General features: G+C 50.4%; 17 protein-coding genes. 8 read left to right on the top strand and 9 right to left on the bottom strand.

The features are described from left to right. Positions 1–52: 52 nt before the first annotated feature. The 7 genes from ACDC99_RS12345 to ACDC99_RS12320 form a co-directional block, all read right to left on the bottom strand. Positions 53–772, bottom strand: a complete 720-nt coding sequence (locus ACDC99_RS12345) for a DUF4840 domain-containing protein (RefSeq protein ID WP_288745010.1) — start codon at positions 770–772, stop codon at positions 53–55. Positions 773–910: 138 nt separating this feature from the next. Then, positions 911–1489 (bottom strand): GTP cyclohydrolase I FolE, encoded by a 579-nt coding sequence (gene folE / locus ACDC99_RS12340; protein ID WP_022315664.1) that lies wholly within the window; start codon positions 1487–1489, stop codon positions 911–913. A 98-nt stretch (positions 1490–1587) separates the two neighbouring features. Then, positions 1588–2322 (bottom strand): SPOR domain-containing protein, encoded by a 735-nt coding sequence (locus ACDC99_RS12335; protein ID WP_044072509.1) that lies wholly within the window; start codon positions 2320–2322, stop codon positions 1588–1590. A gap of 95 nt (positions 2323–2417) precedes the next feature. Next, positions 2418–3173 carry a triose-phosphate isomerase gene (gene tpiA / locus ACDC99_RS13135; protein WP_022315666.1) on the bottom strand — a complete coding sequence of 252 codons (756 nt, stop codon included), beginning with the start codon at positions 3171–3173 and terminating at the stop codon, positions 2418–2420. A 33-nt stretch (positions 3174–3206) separates the two neighbouring features. After that, positions 3207–4556 (bottom strand): BT_3928 family protein, encoded by a 1350-nt coding sequence (locus tag ACDC99_RS13130; RefSeq protein WP_287072967.1) that lies wholly within the window; start codon positions 4554–4556, stop codon positions 3207–3209. Next, on the bottom strand, positions 4556–5122 hold the full coding sequence (locus tag ACDC99_RS12325; protein WP_370756866.1) for a DUF1599 domain-containing protein: 567 nt from the start codon (positions 5120–5122) through the stop codon (positions 4556–4558). The genes ACDC99_RS13130 and ACDC99_RS12325 overlap by 1 nt, the downstream gene beginning before the upstream one ends. A gap of 203 nt (positions 5123–5325) precedes the next feature. Then, entirely contained in the window at positions 5326–5769 is a 444-nt protein-coding gene (locus ACDC99_RS12320) for an outer membrane protein assembly factor BamD (RefSeq protein ID WP_288767971.1), read from the bottom strand. A 436-nt stretch (positions 5770–6205) separates the two neighbouring features. On the opposite strand from ACDC99_RS12320, the gene gmd reads away from it, so the two are divergent. The 8 genes from gmd to ACDC99_RS12280 all read left to right on the top strand — a co-directional run bounded on the left by gmd (position 6206) and on the right by ACDC99_RS12280 (position 17775). Further along, positions 6206–7297, top strand: a complete 1092-nt coding sequence (gene gmd, locus ACDC99_RS12315; RefSeq protein ID WP_022315670.1) for a GDP-mannose 4,6-dehydratase — start codon at positions 6206–6208, stop codon at positions 7295–7297. A 36-nt stretch (positions 7298–7333) separates the two neighbouring features. After that, positions 7334–8542, top strand: coding sequence for a GDP-L-fucose synthase family protein (locus tag ACDC99_RS12310; RefSeq protein WP_022315671.1), 1209 nt, complete (start codon positions 7334–7336; stop codon positions 8540–8542). Positions 8543–8841: 299 nt separating this feature from the next. After that, positions 8842–10242, top strand: a complete 1401-nt coding sequence (locus tag ACDC99_RS12305; protein WP_288762624.1) for an undecaprenyl-phosphate glucose phosphotransferase — start codon at positions 8842–8844, stop codon at positions 10240–10242. Between the two features lie 55 nt (positions 10243–10297). Next, on the top strand, positions 10298–11548 hold the full coding sequence (locus ACDC99_RS12300; RefSeq protein WP_370756864.1) for a 3-phosphoshikimate 1-carboxyvinyltransferase: 1251 nt from the start codon (positions 10298–10300) through the stop codon (positions 11546–11548). Positions 11549–11705: 157 nt separating this feature from the next. Continuing rightward, on the top strand, positions 11706–15158 hold the full coding sequence (gene porW / locus ACDC99_RS12295) for a type IX secretion system periplasmic lipoprotein PorW/SprE (RefSeq protein ID WP_370756934.1): 3453 nt from the start codon (positions 11706–11708) through the stop codon (positions 15156–15158). A 58-nt stretch (positions 15159–15216) separates the two neighbouring features. Next, positions 15217–16785 carry a T9SS response regulator signal transducer PorX gene (gene porX / locus ACDC99_RS12290; protein WP_302414714.1) on the top strand — a complete coding sequence of 523 codons (1569 nt, stop codon included), beginning with the start codon at positions 15217–15219 and terminating at the stop codon, positions 16783–16785. Between the two features lie 102 nt (positions 16786–16887). Next, a complete protein-coding gene (gene tsaE / locus ACDC99_RS12285) occupies positions 16888–17307 on the top strand; it encodes a tRNA (adenosine(37)-N6)-threonylcarbamoyltransferase complex ATPase subunit type 1 TsaE (protein WP_022315677.1) in 420 nt (139 codons plus the stop codon). 24 nt (positions 17308–17331) lie between these two features. Beyond that, positions 17332–17775 carry a nucleoside deaminase gene (locus ACDC99_RS12280; protein ID WP_370756863.1) on the top strand — a complete coding sequence of 148 codons (444 nt, stop codon included), beginning with the start codon at positions 17332–17334 and terminating at the stop codon, positions 17773–17775. A gap of 1072 nt (positions 17776–18847) precedes the next feature. On the opposite strand, the gene trxA is transcribed toward ACDC99_RS12280, so the two are convergent. Next, positions 18848–19162 (bottom strand): thioredoxin, encoded by a 315-nt coding sequence (gene trxA, locus ACDC99_RS12275; protein ID WP_022317124.1) that lies wholly within the window; start codon positions 19160–19162, stop codon positions 18848–18850. 211 nt (positions 19163–19373) lie between these two features. Beyond that, positions 19374–23099 carry a DNA polymerase III subunit alpha gene (gene dnaE / locus ACDC99_RS12270; RefSeq protein ID WP_288763155.1) on the bottom strand — a complete coding sequence of 1242 codons (3726 nt, stop codon included), beginning with the start codon at positions 23097–23099 and terminating at the stop codon, positions 19374–19376. Positions 23100–23187 lie beyond the last annotated feature (88 nt).

The raw sequence follows: 23187 nt of genomic DNA, 5'->3' as shown, positions 1-23187 counted from the left end.
ATCCATGTAGTCAACCTGCTGCGGCAGTATATCTCATGTCTGCAATATGCTTTTATTTCTCTCCGTTGAACTCGAAGATGAGATCCTGGAGTTCTGTTCCGGTAGAGTTGTTGTCGTAGAGAGCCTTTCCGTCGAGGAGCTTGTCCTTGCCGTTCACGTCCTTACCGTCGTAGATGGCAGCCTCGTAGATCTGGATATAGTTCTTGTTGGAACTGTAGATACCTCTTGTCATGCTGATGAAGGCGATGGCAATGTCGTGTGATGCACCACCGAAGTTGAGCGTCATTCTTACGGGGTTTGGAGCCACATAGTAATACAAGAAGTTGTTCTTGGCGGTGAAGATGCTGAAGTTCATCTTCAGATCCATCGTTCCCACTTCCTCAGCAGACTTCACGATTTCGTCGTTGCGCTTCAGCTTGGCGAGTTCGTCAGCAGAGAGTTCTGCGAGCTGCTGCTCGGTATAGTTCTTCGTTACAGGCAATGACTTGAAGAAAAGCTTCACAGGGAAGTCGTAGATGGTGATGGTGTTGTCGAGCGACATCTTTGTGGTGACAACGAGCGAGTCAACCTGCTTGGGGTATTTCGTCTTGTCGATGTTCTTGTCAAACCAGTACATCTTTCCTCTGTATGTTCCGGCTGCGTTCATGAGCCAGTTCTGCTTCTCCTTGTCTGAGAGCTGCTCATCATCGTTGCTGTCGAGACATGACACCATTGTCATAGAGACCATCAATGCCATAAGCATCAATGGCAGTAGTTTTCTTAGTTTCTTCATATTACAAATAATTTTTATTTCATTTTTTACCTGTAAAACTCCGATGATGTCATTTCATTGCATGGCAACGGTATATTTTTTCTGTCTGGTATGGAGGATATTCCACCGAGCCTCACTGCCGGCACCGGCTGCAGGGCATCACTTATGGATGAGGTTCATGAACTCCTGACGGGTCTTTGCCTGTTCGAAGGCACCGCAGAAGTCGCTGGTTGTGGTGATGGAGTTCTGCTTCTCCACGCCTCTCATCTGCATGCACATGTGTTTAGCCTCAACCACCACGATTACGCCCTGTGGATGCAAAGTCTCGTTAATGCAGTCTTTTATCTGCTGCGTCATTCTCTCCTGCACCTGCAGACGATGGCTGAAGATGTCTACCACGCGCGCTATCTTGCTCAGTCCGGTGATGTATCCGTTGGGGATATACGCCACGTGCACCTTTCCATAGAACGGCAGCATGTGGTGCTCGCAGAGCGAGAAGAAGTCGATGTCCTTCACGATTACCATCTGGTTGTATTCTTCCTTGAAGAGTGCGTCGGTAAGCACTTTGTGTGCGTCCTGCGTATATCCGCGTGTCAGCACTTGCATCGCCTTGGCTACGCGCATCGGCGTCTTGAGCAGTCCCTCACGCTCCGTGTCTTCACCGAGCAGGTTAAGAATGCTCTTGTAGTTCTCCGCCAGCTGGTCGAGCCCGGGGCGGAATTCTGTTTCGGGATTCATTATATTGTTTTATTTTAGTTTACTGATTAACGATGTGTCATACCCTTCCTTGTGGGGAGTAAAGGCGGGAACTGACTTTTCTCAGCCGACGGGACAGATCAGTATGCCACTGTAATCTTTCCCTTCACGATGCAAGCCTGTTTGTAGCCCATCGCCTTGATGCCTCTGAGAATCTGTTCCGCCTCTCCGTATGACCGGAAGTTGCCCACCCGGCATATCCATCGCGGAGAATAGAAATGCACGTAGACTGGCTGGTCGGGGTATTTCATCTTTATGTCGTTGCCTATGCGATTTGCCTTCTCGCGGTCGGCTCTGGAATTTCCTCCTGAATATGCCTGGATGCGATAGCCGGTCACCTTGCGGCTGTTGCGCATCATCTTCTTGCTGGTGTCTACAGGCTGCTGACTGTCAACAGGCTGGCGGTCCTGGCTTCTGTGTGTGTTGTTTGCTTCGGCAGAAGGGTTCTTGTGCTCCGTGGAGTCTCCACGGTGATGCTCTCCTGCAGTATTCTTGTTGGGAGCCGCGGTGTGGTTTTCTTTCTTGTCCGTGGCAGCCGTATGGTGGTCTTTCTTGTCGGCAGGAACATGGGTCTTGTTTTTCTTGTCTTTGTCGTCCTGAGGCACGACGTTCTGACCTGCCTTCTGCTTAGAGGCCTGTTCCTGTGCGTATTTCAGTTTGGCGTTGTTCACTAAGTTGTCTATATCGGCACTTTGCGTCACGGTAATCTTTCCCTCTCCCGGCTTGGATTTCTGCAGGTCGTTGAGGAATGTCTGTGCCTTGGCGCTGGTGGCGAGGCATACCGTGAATACTAATATAGCGATGAACTGTTTCATGTTTGTCTTTTTGCTTTAATATAAAAAGGAGAGTCCTCTGCCGCCAATGCCGTTTGCAGGCATTCTGCGACAGGGGATGCTCTCGTATTCAATTATTATCGTGCGTCGATGATACCCTTGAAGTCGGCAGCCTTCAGAGAAGCTCCACCGATGAGTCCACCGTCGATGTCTGGCTTTGCAAACAGCTCTGGAGCGTTGCTTGCCTTGCAGCTTCCACCATAGAGGATGGTAGTGTCGTCGGCTACTTCCTTGCCATACTTGTCGGCAATCACGCTGCGGATGTATGCGTGGATCTCCTCTGCCTGGTCGGCAGTGGCGGTCTTGCCTGTACCGATAGCCCAGATTGGCTCGTAGGCAACGATGATGTTCTTGAATTCTTCTGCTGAGAGGTTGAACACGCTTCCTTCGAGTTCAGCCTTCACAACCTCGTTCTGCTTGTTTGCCTCACGCTCCTCAAGGCTCTCGCCGATGCAGAAGATTACCTTCAGACCGTTTTTCAGCGCCAGGAGCACTTTCTCCTTCAGTACCTCTGGAGTATCATTGTAATAGCCTCTGCGCTCTGAGTGGCCGATGATGACATACTGTGCACCGGTGCTCTTCACCATCTCTGCTGACACCTCGCCTGTGTATGCGCCCTTCTCCTTGTCGGCGCAGTTTTCGGCTCCAAGACCGATTACACTCTGATCGAGGAACTGTGCGATGCTTGCCAGATGAATGAATGGAGTGCAGATTATCACTCCGCAGTTTGGCTTCTGTGCTGTCAGTGTGTCGTTAAGCTCCTTTGCCAGAGCAACTCCGTCTTGCAGGTTCATGTTCATCTTCCAGTTTCCTGCTACAATTTTCTTTCTCATTTCCTTTTACTTTTGCTAATAATTAAAATGATGTTATCCCTCGTCTGCGACGGGGGTGTTGTTGTCTTTGTCAGTAGAATCACTTCCGCCTGTCTGTCCTGCCGCCGACTTCTGTTTTCTGAAGCGGCGCGTCCATGCCCATGTCCTGTCGGCAAGCGACAGGATGAACAGCGGCAGGAAGAACCACAGCAGCGACAGGCATATCTTCTTGCCCAGCGATGTGACTGAGAGCTTGCCCTCGGGCAGTTTGTCGAGCGGCGCCGACTCGTCGTCGAGCTGCGGCAGCTGGTTATGGCTCCATTTGCCTATCACCACTCCGTCTTTCAGCAACAGCAGTCCGGGATTGCTTCTGACGATTGTCTTCAGCGTGGTCTCGTCGGTGAAGAGGAACGGGTATTCGGCTCCCGTCATGTCCCGCCAGCGGTCTATCGCCTTGGCGTTGCTTGCCGTGAGGCAGTAGAAGCGGTATTTATGCGCCTGGGCATAGTCGTAGAGCTGGTTCATGTTGCCGAAGTATGAGTCGTTGGCATTCTCCAGATGTGGCGACACGAGCAGGAAGGTGTATCCCTTGGAGGATATCACGTCGTCTGTCATGTCGTCGCCCGTCGTCATGTCTTCCATGCTGAAGTCATGTATCGGCGGTACGTACCCCTCGCTCGTCTGTACGGTCTTGCTGTCTACGAAAGTCCATGTGGAGTCGGGATAGTTTTCGAGGGTGAACTCCTTGGTCTGTCCGTTTTTCTTCAGTATGAAGGTGGTCTCAAACTGTGGCTGCTCTGCTCCGGGCGGTATTTCCATCCCCTTGCGTATGTCGGCACCGATGTGGTATGGACGGAAGTCGAATACCGGCAGTGCATACAGGCAATATGTACTTGTGGCTATGCTATACAGTATGGTATAGTTGATGGCTATCCACTGGTTTGCCTTGCCTATGAACCTCACCATGGCGCACGGCCATTTACACACGACGATGGAGGCGGCGAGTAGCACGATGTTCTTGAGGAGCGTCTCACCGTTGGTGAGTTTCAATGCATCGCCGAAACATCCGCAGTCTTTCACGGGATCGGCTATAGCTATCCATACCGTTATGGCGGTCATCACCGTCATGAAGGCGAGTATCAGCTTGGACACGAGCCTGCGGCGGATGGCAAAGAGCAGGAGGATTCCAAGCGACAGTTCCACGGCAGCCAGCAGCACCGAGGCGCTGAGCGTGAGATAGTCGGGAACGGTCCCTTCGAGATTCACGGCGGCAAGATAGTCGTTCAGCTTATATTGCGTTCCGATGGGGTCTACCGCCTTCACGTAGCCTGAGAATACGAATGTCAGTGCCACCACGAAACGGCACACGTTGACTCCGATATCTTTTATCGTCTCCTTGTTCATCAGCCTCTTTGTAACTCCCCGTATGTCAGTTTTATCACTCCGAACACGGAGTAGTTTATGATGTCCATATAGTTGGCGTCGATTCCTTCAGAAACGAGGGTTCCTCCGCCAAGGTTCTCTATCTCTTTCACTCGTTCTATCTTTGTCAGGATGAAATCGGTATAGCTGCTCACGCGCATCATGCGCCACGCCTCGTCGTAGTCGTGGTTCTTGCGGAGCATGAGCTGCAGGGCCTCAGAGGCATATTTGTCGTATAGCGCCAGGGCCTCATCGTTGGTGATGTCCACGCTGTCGGCAAATCCTTTCTCGAGCTGTATCAGTCCTACGATGCCATAGTTTATCAGCGCCACGAATTCCGAACGTATGTCGTCTTCAACCATAGCCTTGCCTTTCACCTCGATGCTGCGTATGCGGCGCGCCTTGATGAGGAGCTGGTCAGTGAGCGACGATGGTCGGAGCATTCGCCATGACGCATTGTAGTCGTGTAGCTTCTTCGCAAAGAGCGTGCGACAGCCTTCGAGTGTTTCCTTGAACTGCTTTTCCGTTTCTGGATTTTCCTTAGCCATTGTATGATGCTCTGTTTATGGGTCTTATTTTATTTTTAAATAACTTATCAGGAGTCAATATTGGGGCAAAGTTACACATTAATATTGACAATCAAGTGATTTGGAAAGTTTTTTAACCCAAATCGGTGATTTGAGCGACTATAAGCAATCTCCACTTGTCATTGCCACAGCATTTTCTCCCCTTTTCCCTTTCCGCATACAGACTATCCCTTGCGCTTCTCTCTTATCAGTCTGACCATAGCACACTGGGTATCGAACGCCACCTGAAGGGAGTCTCTCTGCTGGCGCAGTCTGGCGAGCTTGTCGAGGGCTGCATCGCCGTTGCTTCCGGAATGCGAATCCACCACTGCAGCCATACTGTCGAGGCGGCACTGTGCAGTCTGCAGTTGCATATCGAGACGGGCTATTTCCGACTGTGCGAGTTTTTCGGATGCGTCCTGATAGAGTGTCAGCGCCTGACGCCTCTCTTCCACTGCTTCGGGATGAGAGCGGCGGAGGGAGTCAACAAGCCGCAACGACTCTTTGTAGTTCCCTTTGTCATATTGTCCCTGGGCTTCTGTGAGAATGCGCCGGGCCTCTTCCTTGCCATTGTCGGCACATGCCGAAAACAGCGCCAGCGCCAAGACAAAGCAAATTATCTTTTTCATTTCTTCTTGTTTTTTGCGGACAAAGGTAATGCAAATTCAAGAGCAATGCAAAACAAAAGCGGTTTGATTTCACTTTGTCCCTTCCTTACCCAATCCGGGACAAGTGTATAAAGCCCGAATCGGCCATTGGGACTTGCTCGGATTTTGACTTTTCAGAAGACGCCTTTCACTTGTTTGAAAGAAAAGGTACGAAGCTACGCTCTAATTTCACACACGCATCAAAGACAATTATCAGATAAAAAAAACAGGAATCATCCCAAGAAAAGAGAAATCAGTCAAGAATTTCAACATATTATATAATAATGGCATTTAAACCACAAAATAAGTTGCACATCTTAATTTAGATTTGTAACTTTGCGAGCTGAATGCACTATTATAACGCTATAATAGCGGATTTTCAACATAAAAAAGGACACAACAGAACAAACAGTTATTTATGAAGAATATAGCTCTTATTACAGGCATCACGGGCCAGGACGGCTCGTTTTTGGCAGAATTCCTGCTCGGTAAAGGATATGAAGTACACGGTACGATACGCCGTTCATCGGTTGACTTCCGTGAGCGCATCGCCCATCTTGAGGGACAGCCACACTTCCATCTGCATTATGCCGACATGGGAGATTCCATGAGCCTCATACAGGTGGTGAGCAAGGTGCGACCCACAGAGATATACAACCTCGCGGCACAGAGCCACGTGCAGGTGAGCTTCGACTCACCGGAGTTCACAGCCGACGTTGACGCAACCGGAGTGCTCAGAGTGCTCGAGGCTGTGCGCCAGTGCGGACTTGCCGACACATGCCGAATATATCAGGCATCGACATCGGAGCTATACGGAAAGGTGGAGGAAGTGCCACAGAACGAAAACACTCCGTTCCATCCATACAGCCCATACGCCGTGGCAAAGCTCTACGGATATTGGATTGTGAAGGAATACCGCGAGGCTTACAATATGTTCTGCTGCTCGGGAATCCTTTTCAACCATGAGAGCGAGCGCAGAGGCGAGACGTTCGTGACACGCAAGATAACACTCGCGGCAGCACGCATCGCACAGGGAAAACAGGAAAAGCTTTACCTGGGCAACCTTTCTTCGCTGCGCGACTGGGGATACGCCAAGGACTACGTGGAGTGTATGTGGCTCATCCTGCAGCACGACAAACCGGAGGACTTCGTCATCGCTACCGGAGTGCAGCACTCTGTGCGTGACTTCTGCTATCTGGCATTCAAGCATGTCGGCATAGAACTGGAATTCAAGGGCGAAGGCGAAAACGAGAAGGGTATCGACAAGAAGACGGGCAAGGTAATCATCGAGGTGTCAAAGGATTTCTATCGCCCTACCGACGTGGTGAATCTCTGGGGAGACCCAACCAAGGCAAAGGCTAAGTTGGGATGGGACCCGGGCAAGACATCGTTTGAGAAGCTCGTCAAAATAATGGTTGACGCCGACATGGCAAAGGTGGCAGTGGAACGCGCCGGAGAGAAGGTGAAGACAAACCTCGCCGAATATCTTGAGAAGGGTATCGTGAAATAACAACACCGATATAGGAATACAAAACACTAATAAAACATGTCATTAGACAAAAGCAGCAAAATCTACATCGCCGGTCACCACGGACTCGTGGGGTCGGCGATATGGAACAATCTTAAGGCAAGGGGATACGAAAACCTGGTGGGACGTTCACACAAAGAGCTGGACCTCACAGACCAATACGCAGTGGAGAAATTCTTCGACGAGGAGAAGCCGGACGCTGTGGTGCTCGCAGCAGCCTTCGTGGGCGGAATAATGGCGAACTCGCTATACCGCGCCGACTTCATCATGCAGAACATGAAGATGCAGTGCAACGTGATAAGCAACGCATATTCGCACGGGGTGAAGAAACTGCTCTTCCTCGGTTCAACTTGCATCTATCCGAAGGATGCGCCACAACCGATGAAGGAGGACGCACTGCTCACCTCACCACTGGAATACACCAACGAGGAATATGCAATAGCAAAGATTGCCGGACTGAAAATGTGTGAGAGCTACAACCTGCAGTATGGCACGAACTATATCGCCGTGATGCCGACGAACCTATATGGACCGAACGACAACTTCCATCTGGAGAACAGCCACGTGATGCCTGCGATGATGCGCAAGATATATCTGGCAAAGCTTATCCACGACGGAGCATGGGACATGATTGAGAAGGATATGGACAAACGACCGATCAACCCAGACGACAAGCTACGCCAGACTATAGGTGAAGGGAACGTGGACGGAAAGAACCCGAAGGACCGCATACTCAAGGCTCTGGAATACTACGGGATATACGACAACAAAGTGGTGCTCTGGGGTACCGGCAAGCCGCTGCGCGAATTTCTGTGGAGCCAAGACATGGCTGACGCCAGCGTACACGTGCTGCTCAACGTGGACTTCAAAGACATCATAGGCATAGAGAAATACAGCTCGGTGTTCTATGGAGCAAAGGTTGACGGAACAGTAGACCGCAACAACAGCGAGGGACGAGGAGGTGCGATACCGCAGCTCGGCGAAATAAGGAACTGCCACATCAACGTGGGCACAGGCAAAGAACTGACAATCAAGGAATTGTCTGAACTTGTGGTAAAAGCAGTAGGATTCGAAGGAACAGTGGAATTCGACGCAAGCAAGCCGGACGGCACACCACGCAAACTCATCGATGTGAGCAAGCTGCACAGTCTGGGATGGACCCACAAGGTGGAGATAGAAGACGGAGTGGAGAAACTGTTCAAGTGGTATAAGGACGGCATCAGCTGACACATGCTTACGAGTCTGCAACAACAGCAAAGGCTCAAAAACTCTGAAAAAAGGAAGAAAAGAAGACTAAATGACGACTGGGAAGAGACACCCCCGACTCGCCGACAATCCGGGGACAATGCATGTCAAAACCTGCATTGCCCCTGACAAAGACGAGAAAGAGATACCATGAGAAAAAGAAACATCCTTTCTATCAGACTATACCGACTTAAGATAAAAAGAGCAAAGATCTCTAATAAAAAAACAAGTTTTGAACTACGCATATGGAATGGGTACAAGTAAATATGGGCGGAACATGGATGAGACAGAAGCTGAACAATATGCACAGCAACGGTCTCGTAGTAGCTGCCACCATCCTTGGCGACTTCATCATCGCCATGCTGACATACTGGCTCTTCAACACCGTGAAAGGCACGCCGTTGGACGACACGCAGCTACACACGTCGATACTCATCGGAGTGATCTACTGCGCCTGCATACTCAACGGCGGAGTGATACTATACATACGCAACGTGAAGAGATTTCAGATAGTGACGCTCGTGACAAGAAACGTGCTGCTCTTCGTGGTCCTGTCTGTGCCGCTGCTCAGACTCGGTCATTTCAACCACATGAGCTACAAAATCCTACCGCTCTTCCTCTTCTCGCTGATATTCATGGTGTCGGCATACCGCATTTTCGTGAGATGGGCGGTGATAAGCTACAGAAGACGAGGCAAATCAATCAACCGGGTGGTGTTCGTCGGCAGCAAGGAGAACAACATCTCGCTATACAAAGAGATGCTCGCAATATCATCTTTGGGATACCAAGTAGTGGGATATTTCGATGACCAGCCTAACCGGAACTTTCCCCAAGAATGCAAATTCCTGGGCAAGACGAGCGAAGTGATAGACTATCTCAAAGGCAACCATTCAATACATGAGCTGTTCTGCTGTCTGCCATCAAGCCGTGCCGACGAGATCCTGCCGATAATACACTACTGCGAAAAGAATTTCATACACTTCTACAACGTGCCGAACGTGACGAACTACCTGCACCACAGGGTTTATTTCAACATGCTCGGCAACGTGCCATACCTGAGTCTCTACAGGGAACCTCTCTCCCGCCCCGAAAACCGTGCACTGAAACGTGCCTTCGACATCGTGGTGTCGGGAGTGTTCCTGGTGACGCTGTTCCCTATCATTTTCATTATCGTGGCAATAATAACGAAACTGACAATGCCGGGACCGATTTTCTTCAAGCAGAAAAGAAACGGACTGAACGGCAAGGAGTTCTACTGCTACAAATTCCGCAGCATGAAGGTGAACGCTGATGCCGACAAACTGCAGGCAACGAAAGACGACCCGAGAAAGACGAAATGGGGCGACATAATGAGAAAGACGAACATTGACGAGATGCCGCAGTTCTGGAATGTGCTGAAGGGGGACATGAGCGTGGTGGGACCGCGCCCACATATGCTCAAGCACACTGAGGAATACTCAAAGCTAATCGACAAATACATGATACGCCACTTCGTGAAACCGGGAATAACGGGATGGAGCCAAGTGACCGGATTCAGAGGTGAAACGAAGCAACTGTCACAGATGGAGGGCAGAGTGGAAGGCGACATCTGGTATATAGAGCATTGGTCGATAGGTCTCGACTTATATATAATGTATCGCACGGTGAGAAACATCATCGAAGGCGACAATGCGGCTTATTGACACGAAACGGCAAGAAAAACGCCACATAGCGAAACCAATTTAAAAAGATACAGACATGACATATAGAATAACGGCACCACAACAGCTCGAAACGGAAATAAATCTGCCGGCATCGAAGAGCATCAGCAACAGAGCGCTCATCATATATGCCCTCTCGGGAAGGAAGACAATGCCTGAACATCTCTCAGACTGCGACGATACAGAGGTAATGATCAACGCACTGAGAGACATGCCCGAAACCATCGACATCAAGGCGGGCGGCACGGCAATGAGATTTCTGACAGCTTATCTTGCCGCGACACCTGGAGAGCACACTATAACGGGAACGGAACGCATGAGACACCGCCCAATCAACATCCTGGCCGACGCACTGCTAAGACTCGGCGCCGACGTGGCATACGAAGAGAATGAGGGATTTCCGCCATTGCGCATCAAGGGAAGACAACTGCAGGGAGGTTCGCTGGAAGTGCAGGGCAACGTAAGCTCGCAGTTCATCTCAGCACTGCTCATGATAGCACCGGGTATGGAGAAGGGACTGACACTGCATCTCACCGGAGACATCATCTCCAGACCATACATCGACCTGACACTCTGCACAATGCGCAACTTCGGAGCTGATGCTGAATGGACCGACAACGACACTATAGAAGTGAAGCCTCAACCATACACCCCACAGGATTATTACATCGAGAGCGACTGGAGTGCGGCGTCATACTGGTATGAGATTCTCGCCCTCTCAAAAGACAACGAGGCAGAGATAAGACTCAACGGACTGATGGACGGTTCGCTGCAGGGCGACTCCGTGGTGAAATACCTCTTCAGCATGCTGGGCATCAAGACTTCGTTCAGCAGCAGGACACGCAACGTGCCGACAACTGTGACACTACGCAAGACCGGACTTGTGTCGGCACGGCTCGACTACAACTTCATCAACCAGCCAGACCTGGCACAGACGTTCGTGGTGACCTGCGCTCTGATGGGAGTGCCGTTCCACTTCACAGGACTCGCCACACTACACATCAAGGAGACCGACCGAATCGTGGCGCTGAAAACGGAAATGCGCAAGCTGGGATATGTGATAAGCGACGGCGACGGAACGGAACTGATATGGGACGGAGAGCGCTGCGAACCGGAAGAAAATCCCGTAATCGAAACCTATGAGGACCATCGTATGGCATTGGCTTTCGCTCCTGCGGCATCACAGATACCAGGACTGGGAATCAACAATCCGCAAGTGGTGACGAAATCATATCCGCATTTCTGGAAAGACCTGGCAGACGCCGGTTTCCTGATCTCGGAAGAATAGCAGGACAGGAGCAAAACAATCTGCCGACAATCTTTATTACACAAGATAATACAAAACATCCGCACATACAATAAAAAGCGGTTTTTTGAGTTATTATAGAGTGAAAAATATTATAGACAAACATACATTATCAATAGTCGTGGCGTTTCTTGCCGTCATGACCGTAATCGGCTGCTCCACGCAGAAGAACACGTCGGCAAGCAGATGGTGGCATTCATTCAACGCAAGATACAACACCTACTACAACGGTTCGCTAGCATATATAGACGCTTCTCTCGAAAAAGAGAACGGCAACAAGGACAACTTCACTGAGATGTTGCCCCTATACACCGTGGGCAACAAAGCAAGCCGCGAACTGGGAAAGGGAAACTTCGACCGCGCAATAGAAAAATGCCAGAAGGCGATAAAGCTGCACAGCATCAAGAAACGACCGGAATGGAACAAATCGCGCAAGAAAAACGCAAAAGACATCGAATGGCTGAACAGACGCGAATACAACCCGTTCCTCTGGAAAGCATGGCTGCTGATGGGACGCTCACAATTCATGAAGGGGTCGTTCGACGAAGCGGCTTCCACTTTCGCATACATGAGCCGTCTGTATGCCACGCAACCCGCTATCTACGGCAAGGCAAGGGCTTGGCTGGCAAGATGCTACGTGGAACAGGACTGGCTATACGACGCAGAAGATGTGATAACCAAAATAAAGCGAGACTCGCTGAACTGGAGGGCTCAGAAAGACTGGGACTACACCTACGCCGACTACTATATCCGAACAGGCAGATACCAGGAGGCAATACCTTATCTGAGAAAGGTAATCAAACACGAGGGACGCCGCAAGCAGCGCGCCCGCGAATGGTATCTGATGGGGCAGCTGCAGACCGCTGTAGGCAACAGGCAGGCGGCATACAAGGCATACAGAAGCGTGATAAGGCAGCAACCGCCATACGAACTGGAATTCAATGCCCGCATAGCCATGACGGAAGTGATGGCAACGGGAAAATGGAAGCAAATGGTGGGCAGACTGAAACGAATGGCGAGAAACGACAACAACAAGGAATATCTCGACCAGGTGTATTATGCCATCGGCAACATATACATGAACCAGAAGGACACCGTGCAGGCAATTGCCGCATATGAGAAGGGAAACGCCAAATCTACGCGCAACGGAATAGAGAAAGGCGTGCTGCTCCTGACACTCGGCGACATATACTGGGCGAAGGAGGACTTCAGCAACGCACGACGCTGCTACGGGGAAGCCATCGGACTGCTCGACAAAGACCGCAAGGACTACAAGCAACTGTCTGACCGCTCGAAGATTCTCGACGAACTCGTTCCACATACCGACGCCGTACACCTGCAGGACTCTCTGCAGGCTCTCGCCAAGATGTCGGAGAAAGACCGCAACGCCGCCATCGACCGTGTGATAGAAGCGCTGAAGAAGAAGGAAAAGGAAGAGCGTGACGCACAGGCCGAAGCCGAGGCACAACGCGTTCAGGCACAGAACGGAGGCAGCGCAAACGCTGACCAGAGAAACAACATCACAAACAACCAGCAGCAGCAGAAAAATGCAATCTGGTATTTCTACAACCCTATGGCAGTGAGTCAAGGCAAGGCTACCTTCCAGAAACTATGGGGAAAGCGTGAGAACGTGGACGACTGGCAGCGAGTGAACAAGACAGTCGTTGCACAGACACAGGGAGTGGAAGAGATGACCGACGAGATGAGAGACTCACTCGCAAACGTGGCACAAATGGAGGACTCGCTGGCAAATGTGGCTGACAGCGCACAGAACGATCCGCACAAACGGGAATATTATCTCGCACAGATTCCGTTCACCGAAGAACAGGTGGAGGCGAGCAACCTCCTTATAATGGACGGACTATACAATGCAGGAGTGATATTCAAAGACAAACTCGACAACCTCGTGCTCAGCGAAAAGGAGCTGCGACGTCTTGCCGACGACTACCCTACTTACGAGCACATGGACAATGCATACTATCATTTGTTCCTGCTCTACAGCAGAATGCACCAGCCACAGACGGCTGCATCATATCTCGAAAAGCTGAAAAGCGGATTCCCCGACAGCGAATGGACGACACTCCTCTCCGACCCGCATTTCGTGGAGAACTCCCGCTATGGCGTGCATCTGGAAGACTCTCTGTATGCCGCCACATACGATGCCTTCAAGGCTGACAAGTTCATGGAGGTGAAAAACAACGTGCAGATATCGGCAACACGATTCCCATTGGGTGCAAACCGCGACAAGTTCATTTTCTTCGACGGTATGGCAAAGCTGAACAGCGGTGACGCCAAAGGTTGCGTAGACGACATGAAGATCGTGGTGGACAAATACCCGAAGAGCGAAGTGAGCACACTGGCAGGAATGATAGTAAACGGAGTGAACGCCGGAAGAAAACTGCATGGCGGAAAATTCGACATCAGCGATGTGTGGGAGAGACGTGCCGAAGTGATGAGCGACAGTGACTCTATAAAGACGCGCAAATTCACGGCGGAGCGCAATGTGGACTTCTCGTTCATCATCGCCTATCAGACTGACTCCATAAACGAGAACCAGCTGCTCTTCGAATTGGCGAAATACAATTTCAGCAACTTCCTCGTCAGAAACTTCGAGATAGCAAGAGAAGAAGTGGAAGGATTGGAAAGAATGGTGATAAGCGGATTCAAGAGCTACGACGAGGCGCTGCAATACGCACGACAGCTATACTCCAACAATAACATCCTGCGACTCACACGCAAGGCAAGAGCGATAATAATCAGCGACTCCAACAAGGAGCTGCTCGGAACGCAATACAGTTATAACGACTATGACAAGTTCTACGAGAAGCACTTCGTACCGCTGCGCATCAGTACCATGCGACTGCTCTCTGAGCCGGAAACGATAGAATACGAAAAGGAACCGGAAAGCGAGAAGCAGGAGGAGAACAAATTATACAATGGCGGAGTGATCGACGACGACACGTTCCTGCAGTTGGGAATACCGACTAACGACGAGAAGCAGAACGAGGAGAACGATGAAACCATAATACCTATCGACAGTCCAACAGTCGCGCCTGCCGACGACGGTCTGACAATACCGGTGGACAACAACGTGGCAGCACCGACTGACAAGAAGGTTGAAACACCTGTTGACGACAACACATTCTCTCTGCCTGACGCTGACAACTCGACGACAGACCAGCAGGAAACATTCGACATGACTCCTGAACGACAGTCTGCCAACGACAGAAAGCAGCAAACCGCAAACGACGACCTGCCAAACATAGAGTTGGATCAGCAGGCGGAAAAGGAAGTGCCAAAGCCGACAAAGGAACCTGCCAAGACAGATAGTCCTGCAATGACTGAGAAAAGGGAAAAGACAGGCACCTCAGCCAAGACGGAGTCTACAACCAAGACGGAGAAAGCGACAACGACAGAGAAGCCTGCGCCCAAGAAGGAAGAAGAGAAAAAGCCTCAACAGCAAGACAACGGCATCCACTTCACCGACGACGCTGACGACAACAACTACAATATCCAGCAGGACGACAAAAAGCAGAAGAAGCAACAGGAATTCAACCTCGAAGACGACTACTACGAGCTGGACGGATTCTAACCCCCTACTGCATGTCATCATGGATCAAGTATATTGAATAATAATTCACGAACCGACAATGAGCAACGGACTACTATTATGGGTGGACGACGAGATAGAACTCTTGCACGCCCACATCATATTCCTGGAAAAGAAGGGATATGAGGTCATCACCGTGAGCAACGGCACCGACGCCATCGACGAATGCTCACGACACAACTTCGACCTCGTATTGCTCGACGAAATGATGCCGGGAATAAGCGGACTGGAAACGCTGCAGAAGATAAAGGAGATTCTGCCTGCCACACCTGTAGTGATGGTGACAAAGAGCGAGGAGGAAAACATCATGGACCAGGCAATAGGATCGAAGATTGCCGATTATCTGATAAAGCCAGTCAACCCAAGCCAAATCCTGCTCACCCTCAAAAAGAACATACACCAGAAGGAAATAGTGACGGAAGTGACACAGACCGGATATCAGCAAAACTTCATGAACATATCGACGAAGATTGACAACTGCCGGACTGTGGAGGAATGGATCGACGTGTACAAACTGCTCGTGCATTGGGAACTGGAACTGAGCAGCACCGAAAGCAACATGACAGAGATGCTCATGATGCAGAAGAGCGAAGCCAACAACGGATTCGCCAAGTTCATACGCAACAACTACCTTGACTGGGTGGACCCCAACAACGCACAGCTGCCATCAAGGCCGCTGATGAGCAACAACATATTCAGCCGGAAGATATTTCCGCTGCTCGACAAGGGAGAGAAGGTGTTCCTGATTGTGATTGACAACTTCCGCTACGACCAATGGAGGGTGCTCGCAAACGAGGTGGGCGACATGTTCGATATCGACGAGAATCTATATATGAGCATTCTGCCGACAGCGACACAGTATGCACGAAACGCCATCTTCAGCGGGCTGATGCCAAACCAGATAGCGAGGATGTTTCCGGAACTGTGGGTCGATGAGGACGAAGAGGAGGGGAAAAACCTCAACGAAGCGCCACTCATACAGACGCAACTCGAAAGATACCGCCGGACGGGAACGAAATTCTCTTACCACAAGGTGAACGACTCGGTGGGCGCCGACAAACTGCTGCAGCAGTTCTGTCAGCTTGGCGACAATGACCTCAACGTACTTGTAATAAACTTCATCGACATGCTCAGCCATGCCCGCACGGAATCAAAGATGGTGCGCGAACTGGCAAACAACGAGTCGGCATACCGAAGCATCACGCTGAGCTGGTTCAGACACACCGTGCTCTCCGACCTCTTCCGCCGACTGTCAGAGAGCGACTACACCGTGGTGCTGACAACAGACCACGGCAGCGTGAGGGCATCAAGACCGATCAAGATAGTGGGAGACAGAAACACGAACACCAACCTGCGCTACAAACTGGGCAAGAACCTGAACTACAACGCCAAGGAGGTATTCGCCATAAAAGACCCACAGAAGGCACAGCTGCCATCGCCGAACCTGAGCACATCGTATGTATTTGCCACAAACGACACGTTCTTTGCATATCCAAACAACTACAACTATTATGTGTCGTACTACAAAGACACCTTCCAGCATGGAGGAATATCCATGGAAGAGATGCTCATACCGCTCGTCACGATGAAAAAGAAAAAGAGAAACTGAAAAAAGGAAGAGCAACCTTACTATTAAAGGAATAGAAACCAAGGGAAAGACAAGGATAATCCGACAGAGGACTCTGTATTTTCCTTGACAAAACGAACGACAATGAACAAAGAAATAACAATAAACGGTCTCGACAGCATCAACGAAGCTGCCAAAGAGTTTGTAAACAACATGGGCGACGCCAAGGTGTTCGCCTTCTACGGCAAGATGGGTGCCGGCAAGACTACATTCATCAAGGCAATCTGCGATTGTCTCGGCGTGGTAGACACCGTTACGTCGCCAACCTTCGCCATCGTGAACGAATATCAGTCTGACACCGTGGACTACCCTATCTATCACTTCGACTTCTATCGCATCAAAAAGTTGGAAGAGGTCTACGATATGGGCTATGAAGATTATTTCTATGGAGGCGGAATATGCCTTATAGAATGGCCGGAGCTGATAGAAGATCTGTTGCCGGAGGACGCTGTCCATGTGGACATCAAAGAGAACGAAGACGGCACGAGAAGTGTCAAGTTCTGACAAAGGAAACAATCTTTATCCACAATGAACACTGAAAACCAAGACGAACAATTCATGCGCAAGGCTCTCGTTGAAGCACAGGCTGCTTTCGACGAGGGAGAGATTCCGGTGGGAGCCATCGTGGTGTGTCACGGCCGCATCATCTCCCGTGCCCACAACCTGACGGAAACCCTGACCGACGTTACCGCACATGCCGAGATGCAGGCGATAACGGCTGCCGCAAATGCCTTGGGAGGCAAATATCTCACCGACTGCACGCTCTACGTCACCGTGGAACCGTGTCCCATGTGTGCCGGAGCCATCGGATGGGCACAGATACCACGCATCGTATACGGAGCACCCGATGAAAAGCGTGGTTACCGCAGATTCGCCCCCGACGTACTTCATCCCAAAGCGACAGCCATCGGAGGAGTACTCGAAGAGGAATGCCGGACGCTGATGCAGGAGTTCTTCAAGAAAAGAAGATGACAAGCGATAAGAGAAAAGGAGTCGGAAAGAAAATGAGAGGAAAGGAAAGGTCATGATAAAAAAGCTGACGAAATGGATGCCCATACCTCTGATTCTTAGTAAAAGCGAGAATTTCTGAAAAACTGTCAGACCATCTGGTTTTTCGTCATAACATTCTGACAAACAGACAGTTGACTGTCTGGCGATTGTCAGCCAATTGTCTGGATGGTTTGCTGATGAAAGGGAATAAAAACTTGGGCGATGTTTTTTTTGACCGCATACACGAGCATCGCGGATACGCTTACGAATTGTCAGATGTGAGGAATTCAGACTACAGGAATTGCATGCATTGGCAGAATCCAGAAAACAGGAATATGGGTATTTGTAATAAGCAAATTTAAACCCACCAATTTTTCGTAAAGTTGACCCACCGGCTTATATCCCCCCTAACGTGGGGAATGAAACCCCACATTAGGGGGTTATGTTCCCCACGCTGTGGGGGGAAAAATCAAGGTTAGGAAACAGTATTACAACAGTCAATTATTGGGCAGACGTCTGACAGCAATTCTGCCCATCCGGGGCAAGCAGCGTGCCCATGATGAGAAAGCAGCGTTCCCCAGTTGGGCAAGCACCGTGCCCAATTTAACACAAACTGACATTAGAATTAAGCGTGCACTGAATTAATTCAGCCAATGGGTTTCATTAATATAATTATGTCAGAATATTTCAAGTGTGCGTGATGCCGCCAATGGTTTTTAAAAAAAAATCGGCCAAAATAAAAACCACCGGAAGCAACGTTATGAATGCTACCGACGGTTGTTGCTTTTACCTTAAAAGCCCACCTGTATTTACCCGATCAAATCCAAATCCTATATGCCATACTATACGTAAAGCCATAGTATGACAGCCATTTTTTATTCAAATGCAAAGATAGGACAAAATATTTACATTTACAAGCATATTGACTAAATAATCTACAGGAAAAAGAAAATCGTTCCATACCGCTATATCAACAGCGATATGGAACGATAATTCCTTTTCTCCAGCCCAGCCAACCTACAATACCGACAGGCAAAGGAGCATTACAATCTGCTTAGAGCAGAGTCTCGAACTTCTTCTGGATAGCAGATTTAGACTGTCCGCCAACGAGACGGTCAACGACCTCGCCGTTCTTAATGAACAGCAGAGTCGGGATGTTGCGGATGCCATACTCCATAGCGATGTCGTCGTTAGCCTCAACGTCACACTTGCCCACTACTACCTTGCCGTCGTACTCCTCTGCAAGCTCTGCCACGAAAGGAGCGATGGCACGGCATGGTCCACACCATGTTGCCCAGAAATCCACTACTAATGGCTGCTCGCCATTCTTCAAACTCTCAAAGTTCTCTGAGGTGATTGTTACTTCCATTTTATTTTTGTTTTATTGTTCTTGTTATTAAATTCTAAGGATGTCTTTCATACTCCGCATGTCATCACCCCTGGCTGCCACAACCGGCATTTCCCTGTTTATCCAAGGTGCTTTCCATGGGTTGCCACAGCCTCCGCGTATGACCTGCATTCAAATTGCGCCACAAATTTAGCTCTTTTTTATGAGATGCGAAGCTTTTTATCAATATTTTTCAATTTATATGATATTCCAACGCTTCGTTCTCCTTTATGAAAGACAACAGATCTTTGGTCACGTTCACACTCATGCCCTTCGAGCGCATGGTGATGCTGCGACGGTCTTCAATGCTGTCGAGCTGCACATAGACATGCGTCGGGCCTGGATCAGCTGAGAGTTTCTGACACAGGTCTGTGACGAGCGTAGTGGATATTTTATGCGAATCGATGACTATGGTGAGCTTCTCGATACGTTTGTCCTTCACGGTCTGCAGATACTGAATATCGGAGATATTGAAATCATAGAAATTGCTGCCGGCATACATCTGGGTTATCTGTGCCTTGATATACACCGATGCCCCGATGGAGAACATTCCCCTCCAGCGTCCCCACGCCTCTCCGTAAAGAGCAATCTCACCAGAGCCTTCAAAATCTTCGAGCATGACAAAGCCACATGGTTTACCTTTCTTTGTCATCGACTCGCGGACGTTGGTCACGATACCTCCTACGGTGATGTCGCCACGGTCCATCAGTTCCTTTTTGTCTGCCACCTCCGGACATTTCGTGTTGCAAAGGTTTTCGAGCACCACGGCATAGCTGTCGAGAGGATGCGCCGAGAGATAGATGCCCACGAGGTCGCGCTCGCGGTTGAGTCTCTCTATGTCGCTCCACCGTTCACACTCAGGAATCTTGGGCGTTGCGATTTCCACTTCTTCATCAGCAAACATACTGAAGAGGTTGTTGCTTGCCTGCTGCTTTGACACCTGGTATGCCTGTCCGAAACGCAGCAGCGTATCGAAGAAGTTTTCTCCCTTCTCGTTTTGTGCGAAATATCGTTCACGGTCTATACCGAAGCTGTCGAAGCCTCCGCTGAGCGCCAAGCTCTCGAAGCATTTGCGGTTGCAGGCGCTGAGGTTCACTCGCTGCACAAAGTCGAAGATATCCTTGTAAGGTCCGTTTTTCTCTCTCTCGGCAATCAGCGATTCGGCAGCTGCCGCTCCCATTCCCTTGATGGCGGCGAGTCCGAAACGGATGGCTCCGCCTTTGTTCACGCTGAACTTGTTGCGGCTCTCGTTCACGTCGGGTCCGAGGGTCTCTATTCCCATCGCCTTACACTCATCCATGAGTTTCGTGATTTCGGTGATGTTGGCAAGGTTCCGGCTCATGTTGGCAGCCATGTATTCGGCAGGATAGTGTGCCTTGAGATATGCCGTCTGATATGCCACCCATGAGTAGCAGGTGGCATGCGACTTGTTGAAGGCGTAGCTGGCGAACTTCTCCCAGTCTGCCCATATTTTCTCGAGCACCTTCGGGTCGTGGCCGTTTTTCTTTCCGCCCTCGATGAACATCGGCTTCATCTGGTCTACGATGGCTTTCTTCTTCTTTCCCATCGCCTTACGCAGGGCGTCGCTCTGGCCTCGGGTGAAGTCGGCGAGCTGACGGGAGAGAAGCATCACCTGCTCCTGATACACCGTGATGCCGTAGGTGTCTTTCAGGTATTTCTCCATGCAAGGGATGTCGTATTTTATCTCTTCCTTGCCGTTCTTACGGGCGATGAAGGATGGGATATAGTCCATTGGTCCCGGACGGTAGAGGGCGTTCATGGCGATGATGTCCTCGAATGTCGTGGGATGCAGCTCGCGCAGGTATTTCTGCATTCCGGCAGACTCAAACTGGAAAGTTCCGATGGTGCGTCCTTCGCTGTATAGCTGATATGTCTGCGGGTCGTCGATTGGGATAGTATCGAGGTCTATGTCTATGCCCCGGTGAAGCTTCACGTTCTCCACTGCCTCTTTCAGGATGGATAGGGTCTTCAGTCCGAGGAAGTCCATCTTGATGAGTCCGGTCTCCTCAATCACGTGTCCGTCGTATTGCGTACAGAGCAGTTTGTGGCCGGGGTCCGACTTGTCTTCTGCCGTTGACACCGGCACCCAGTCGCTGATGGCGTCGCGGCAGATGATGGTGCCACAGGCATGGATACCTGTGCCACGCACAGTGCCCTCAAGCATCTTGGCATAAGTTATGGTGTTGCGCATCCGCGGGTCTGGAGAAGCCTCTGCCTCTCTCAGCGCCGGCACGCATTTGATGGCGTTCGGAAGGTTCATCTTCAGCGAGTTTCCCTCTGAATCCGACAGTTTGTCAGGTATCTGCTTGCAGAGGGCGTTCACCTCGGCAAGCGGCACTTTCTCCACTCGCGCCACGTCTTTGATGGCGTTCTTCGTCGCCATCGTTCCGTATGTGATGATATGCGCCACCTTGTCGTGGCCATATTTGTCTTCCACCCATTCCAACACCTTGCCTCGTCCGTCATCGTCGAAGTCGGTATCGATATCGGGGAGCGATATACGGTCGGGGTTGAGGAAACGCTCAAACAGCAGGTCGTATTTCATCGGGTCTATCTTGGTAATGCCCAGACAGTATGCCACGACGGATCCTGCTGCCGATCCACGTCCCGGTCCCACCATCACTCCCAGCTCGTCGCGTGCCGAGTTGATGAAATCCTGCACGATGAGGAAGTATCCCGGAAATCCCATCGTCTTCATGATATGCAGCTCGAACTTCACTCGTTCGTGCACTTCCTTCGACAACGGATCGCCGTAGCGTTCCTTTGCTCCGTCGTAGGCGAGCTTGGCAAGATAGTCTGCCTCAAACTTTATCCTATACAGCTTGTCGATGCCTCCCAGCTTTTTTATCTTCTTGTCTGCCTCATCCTTCGGCAGCGGATTCTCGCCGTTCTCGTCTGAGGTGAACTCATGGTATAGTTGTTCAGGCGTGATGTTGCGGCGTGTGTCTTCCTCTGTTCCGAACTCTTTGGGGATGGGGAAGAATGGCATGATGGGGGCATGGTCGATGGAGTATGTCTCCACCTTGTCGAGAATCTCAATTGTGTTAGACAGCGCCTCCGGCACATCGGCAAACACCTCGTTCATCTCCTCACGGGTCTTGAACCACTCCTGCTTGGAGTAGAGCATACGGTTGGGGTCATCGAGGTCGCGGCCGGTGGATAGACACAGCAGATGGTCATGTGCCTCGGCATTGTCTTTGTCCACGAAATGGGCGTCGTTGGTACATACCACCTTTATGCCGTATTCTTTGGCAAGCTGCAGTATCACCCTGTTCGCCTTCTGCTGCAGCGGGAATGTCTCTCGGTTTGCCCTCTGGTTGGGATCTTTCACTTCGTGCCGCTGCAGCTCCAGATAGTAGTCGTCGCCAAACACCCGCTTATACCACTCTATCGCCTCACGTGCTCCCTCGATGTCGTCGCGCAGGATTTTTGCCGGCACCTCGCCGGCGATACATGCCGAACACACGATGAGGTCTTCATGATATCTCTCCAGGTCCTCGCGGTCGGTTCTGGGGCGCATGTAGAACCCGTCTACCCATGCACGGGAAACTAGCTTTATCAGGTTCTTGTATCCGTTGTAGTTCTTGGCGAGCACTATCAGGTGGTATCCGCTCTTGTCCACCTTTGGGTCGCTGCGGTCTGACTTCTTGCGACGCGCCACATACATCTCGCAACCGAAGATGGGTTTGAATTCAGGCTTGCCCTCGTCGCGGAGCTTGCCGTTCACCTTGTTGCAATAGTTGAACAGCTCCTTGATTCCGAACATGTCGCCGTGGTCGGTTATCGCCATTCCCTTCATGCCGTTGGCAATGGCCTTGTCCACGAGCTTCGATACGCTCGACTGTCCGTCAAGGATACTGTAATATGTATGTACGTGTAAATGTATGAAATCCTGCATCGCTGAGTATAAGGTGGTTAAGTTTTCTGTTTTACTTTTTGCTATAAAAGTGGCTCAAAGTTACGCTTTATCCATGAAATGGCAAAAG

Source organism: Prevotella pectinovora (genome assembly GCF_041323955.1).
GTDB classification, from domain to species: Bacteria; Bacteroidota; Bacteroidia; order Bacteroidales; family Bacteroidaceae; genus Prevotella; species Prevotella pectinovora.
Note: the sequence above shows the minus strand (reverse complement) of the source record. Positions and strands in the feature narration are given on the sequence as shown.

Bases quoted from the DNA above. Each gene is read 5' to 3' on its own strand.
- ACDC99_RS12280 (WP_370756863.1), top strand. From the start codon at position 17,332: ATGAACACTGAAAACCAAGACGAACAATTCATGCGCAAGGCTCTCGTT.
- ACDC99_RS12335 (WP_044072509.1), bottom strand. From the start codon at position 2,322: ATGAAACAGTTCATCGCTATATTAGTATTCACGGTATGCCTCGCCACC.
- porW (WP_370756934.1), top strand. From the start codon at position 11,706: ATGACCGTAATCGGCTGCTCCACGCAGAAGAACACGTCGGCAAGCAGA.
- folE (WP_022315664.1), bottom strand. From the start codon at position 1,489: ATGAATCCCGAAACAGAATTCCGCCCCGGGCTCGACCAGCTGGCGGAG.
- ACDC99_RS12320 (WP_288767971.1), bottom strand. From the start codon at position 5,769: ATGAAAAAGATAATTTGCTTTGTCTTGGCGCTGGCGCTGTTTTCGGCA.
- ACDC99_RS12305 (WP_288762624.1), top strand. From the start codon at position 8,842: ATGAGACAGAAGCTGAACAATATGCACAGCAACGGTCTCGTAGTAGCT.
- porX (WP_302414714.1), top strand. From the start codon at position 15,217: ATGAGCAACGGACTACTATTATGGGTGGACGACGAGATAGAACTCTTG.
- ACDC99_RS12325 (WP_370756866.1), bottom strand. From the start codon at position 5,122: ATGGCTAAGGAAAATCCAGAAACGGAAAAGCAGTTCAAGGAAACACTC.
- ACDC99_RS12345 (WP_288745010.1), bottom strand. From the start codon at position 772: ATGAAGAAACTAAGAAAACTACTGCCATTGATGCTTATGGCATTGATG.
- tpiA (WP_022315666.1), bottom strand. From the start codon at position 3,173: ATGAGAAAGAAAATTGTAGCAGGAAACTGGAAGATGAACATGAACCTG.
- gmd (WP_022315670.1), top strand. From the start codon at position 6,206: ATGAAGAATATAGCTCTTATTACAGGCATCACGGGCCAGGACGGCTCG.
- ACDC99_RS12300 (WP_370756864.1), top strand. From the start codon at position 10,298: ATGACATATAGAATAACGGCACCACAACAGCTCGAAACGGAAATAAAT.
- trxA (WP_022317124.1), bottom strand. From the start codon at position 19,162: ATGGAAGTAACAATCACCTCAGAGAACTTTGAGAGTTTGAAGAATGGC.
- tsaE (WP_022315677.1), top strand. From the start codon at position 16,888: ATGAACAAAGAAATAACAATAAACGGTCTCGACAGCATCAACGAAGCT.
- ACDC99_RS12310 (WP_022315671.1), top strand. From the start codon at position 7,334: ATGTCATTAGACAAAAGCAGCAAAATCTACATCGCCGGTCACCACGGA.
- ACDC99_RS13130 (WP_287072967.1), bottom strand. From the start codon at position 4,556: ATGAACAAGGAGACGATAAAAGATATCGGAGTCAACGTGTGCCGTTTC.
- dnaE (WP_288763155.1), bottom strand. From the start codon at position 23,099: ATGCAGGATTTCATACATTTACACGTACATACATATTACAGTATCCTT.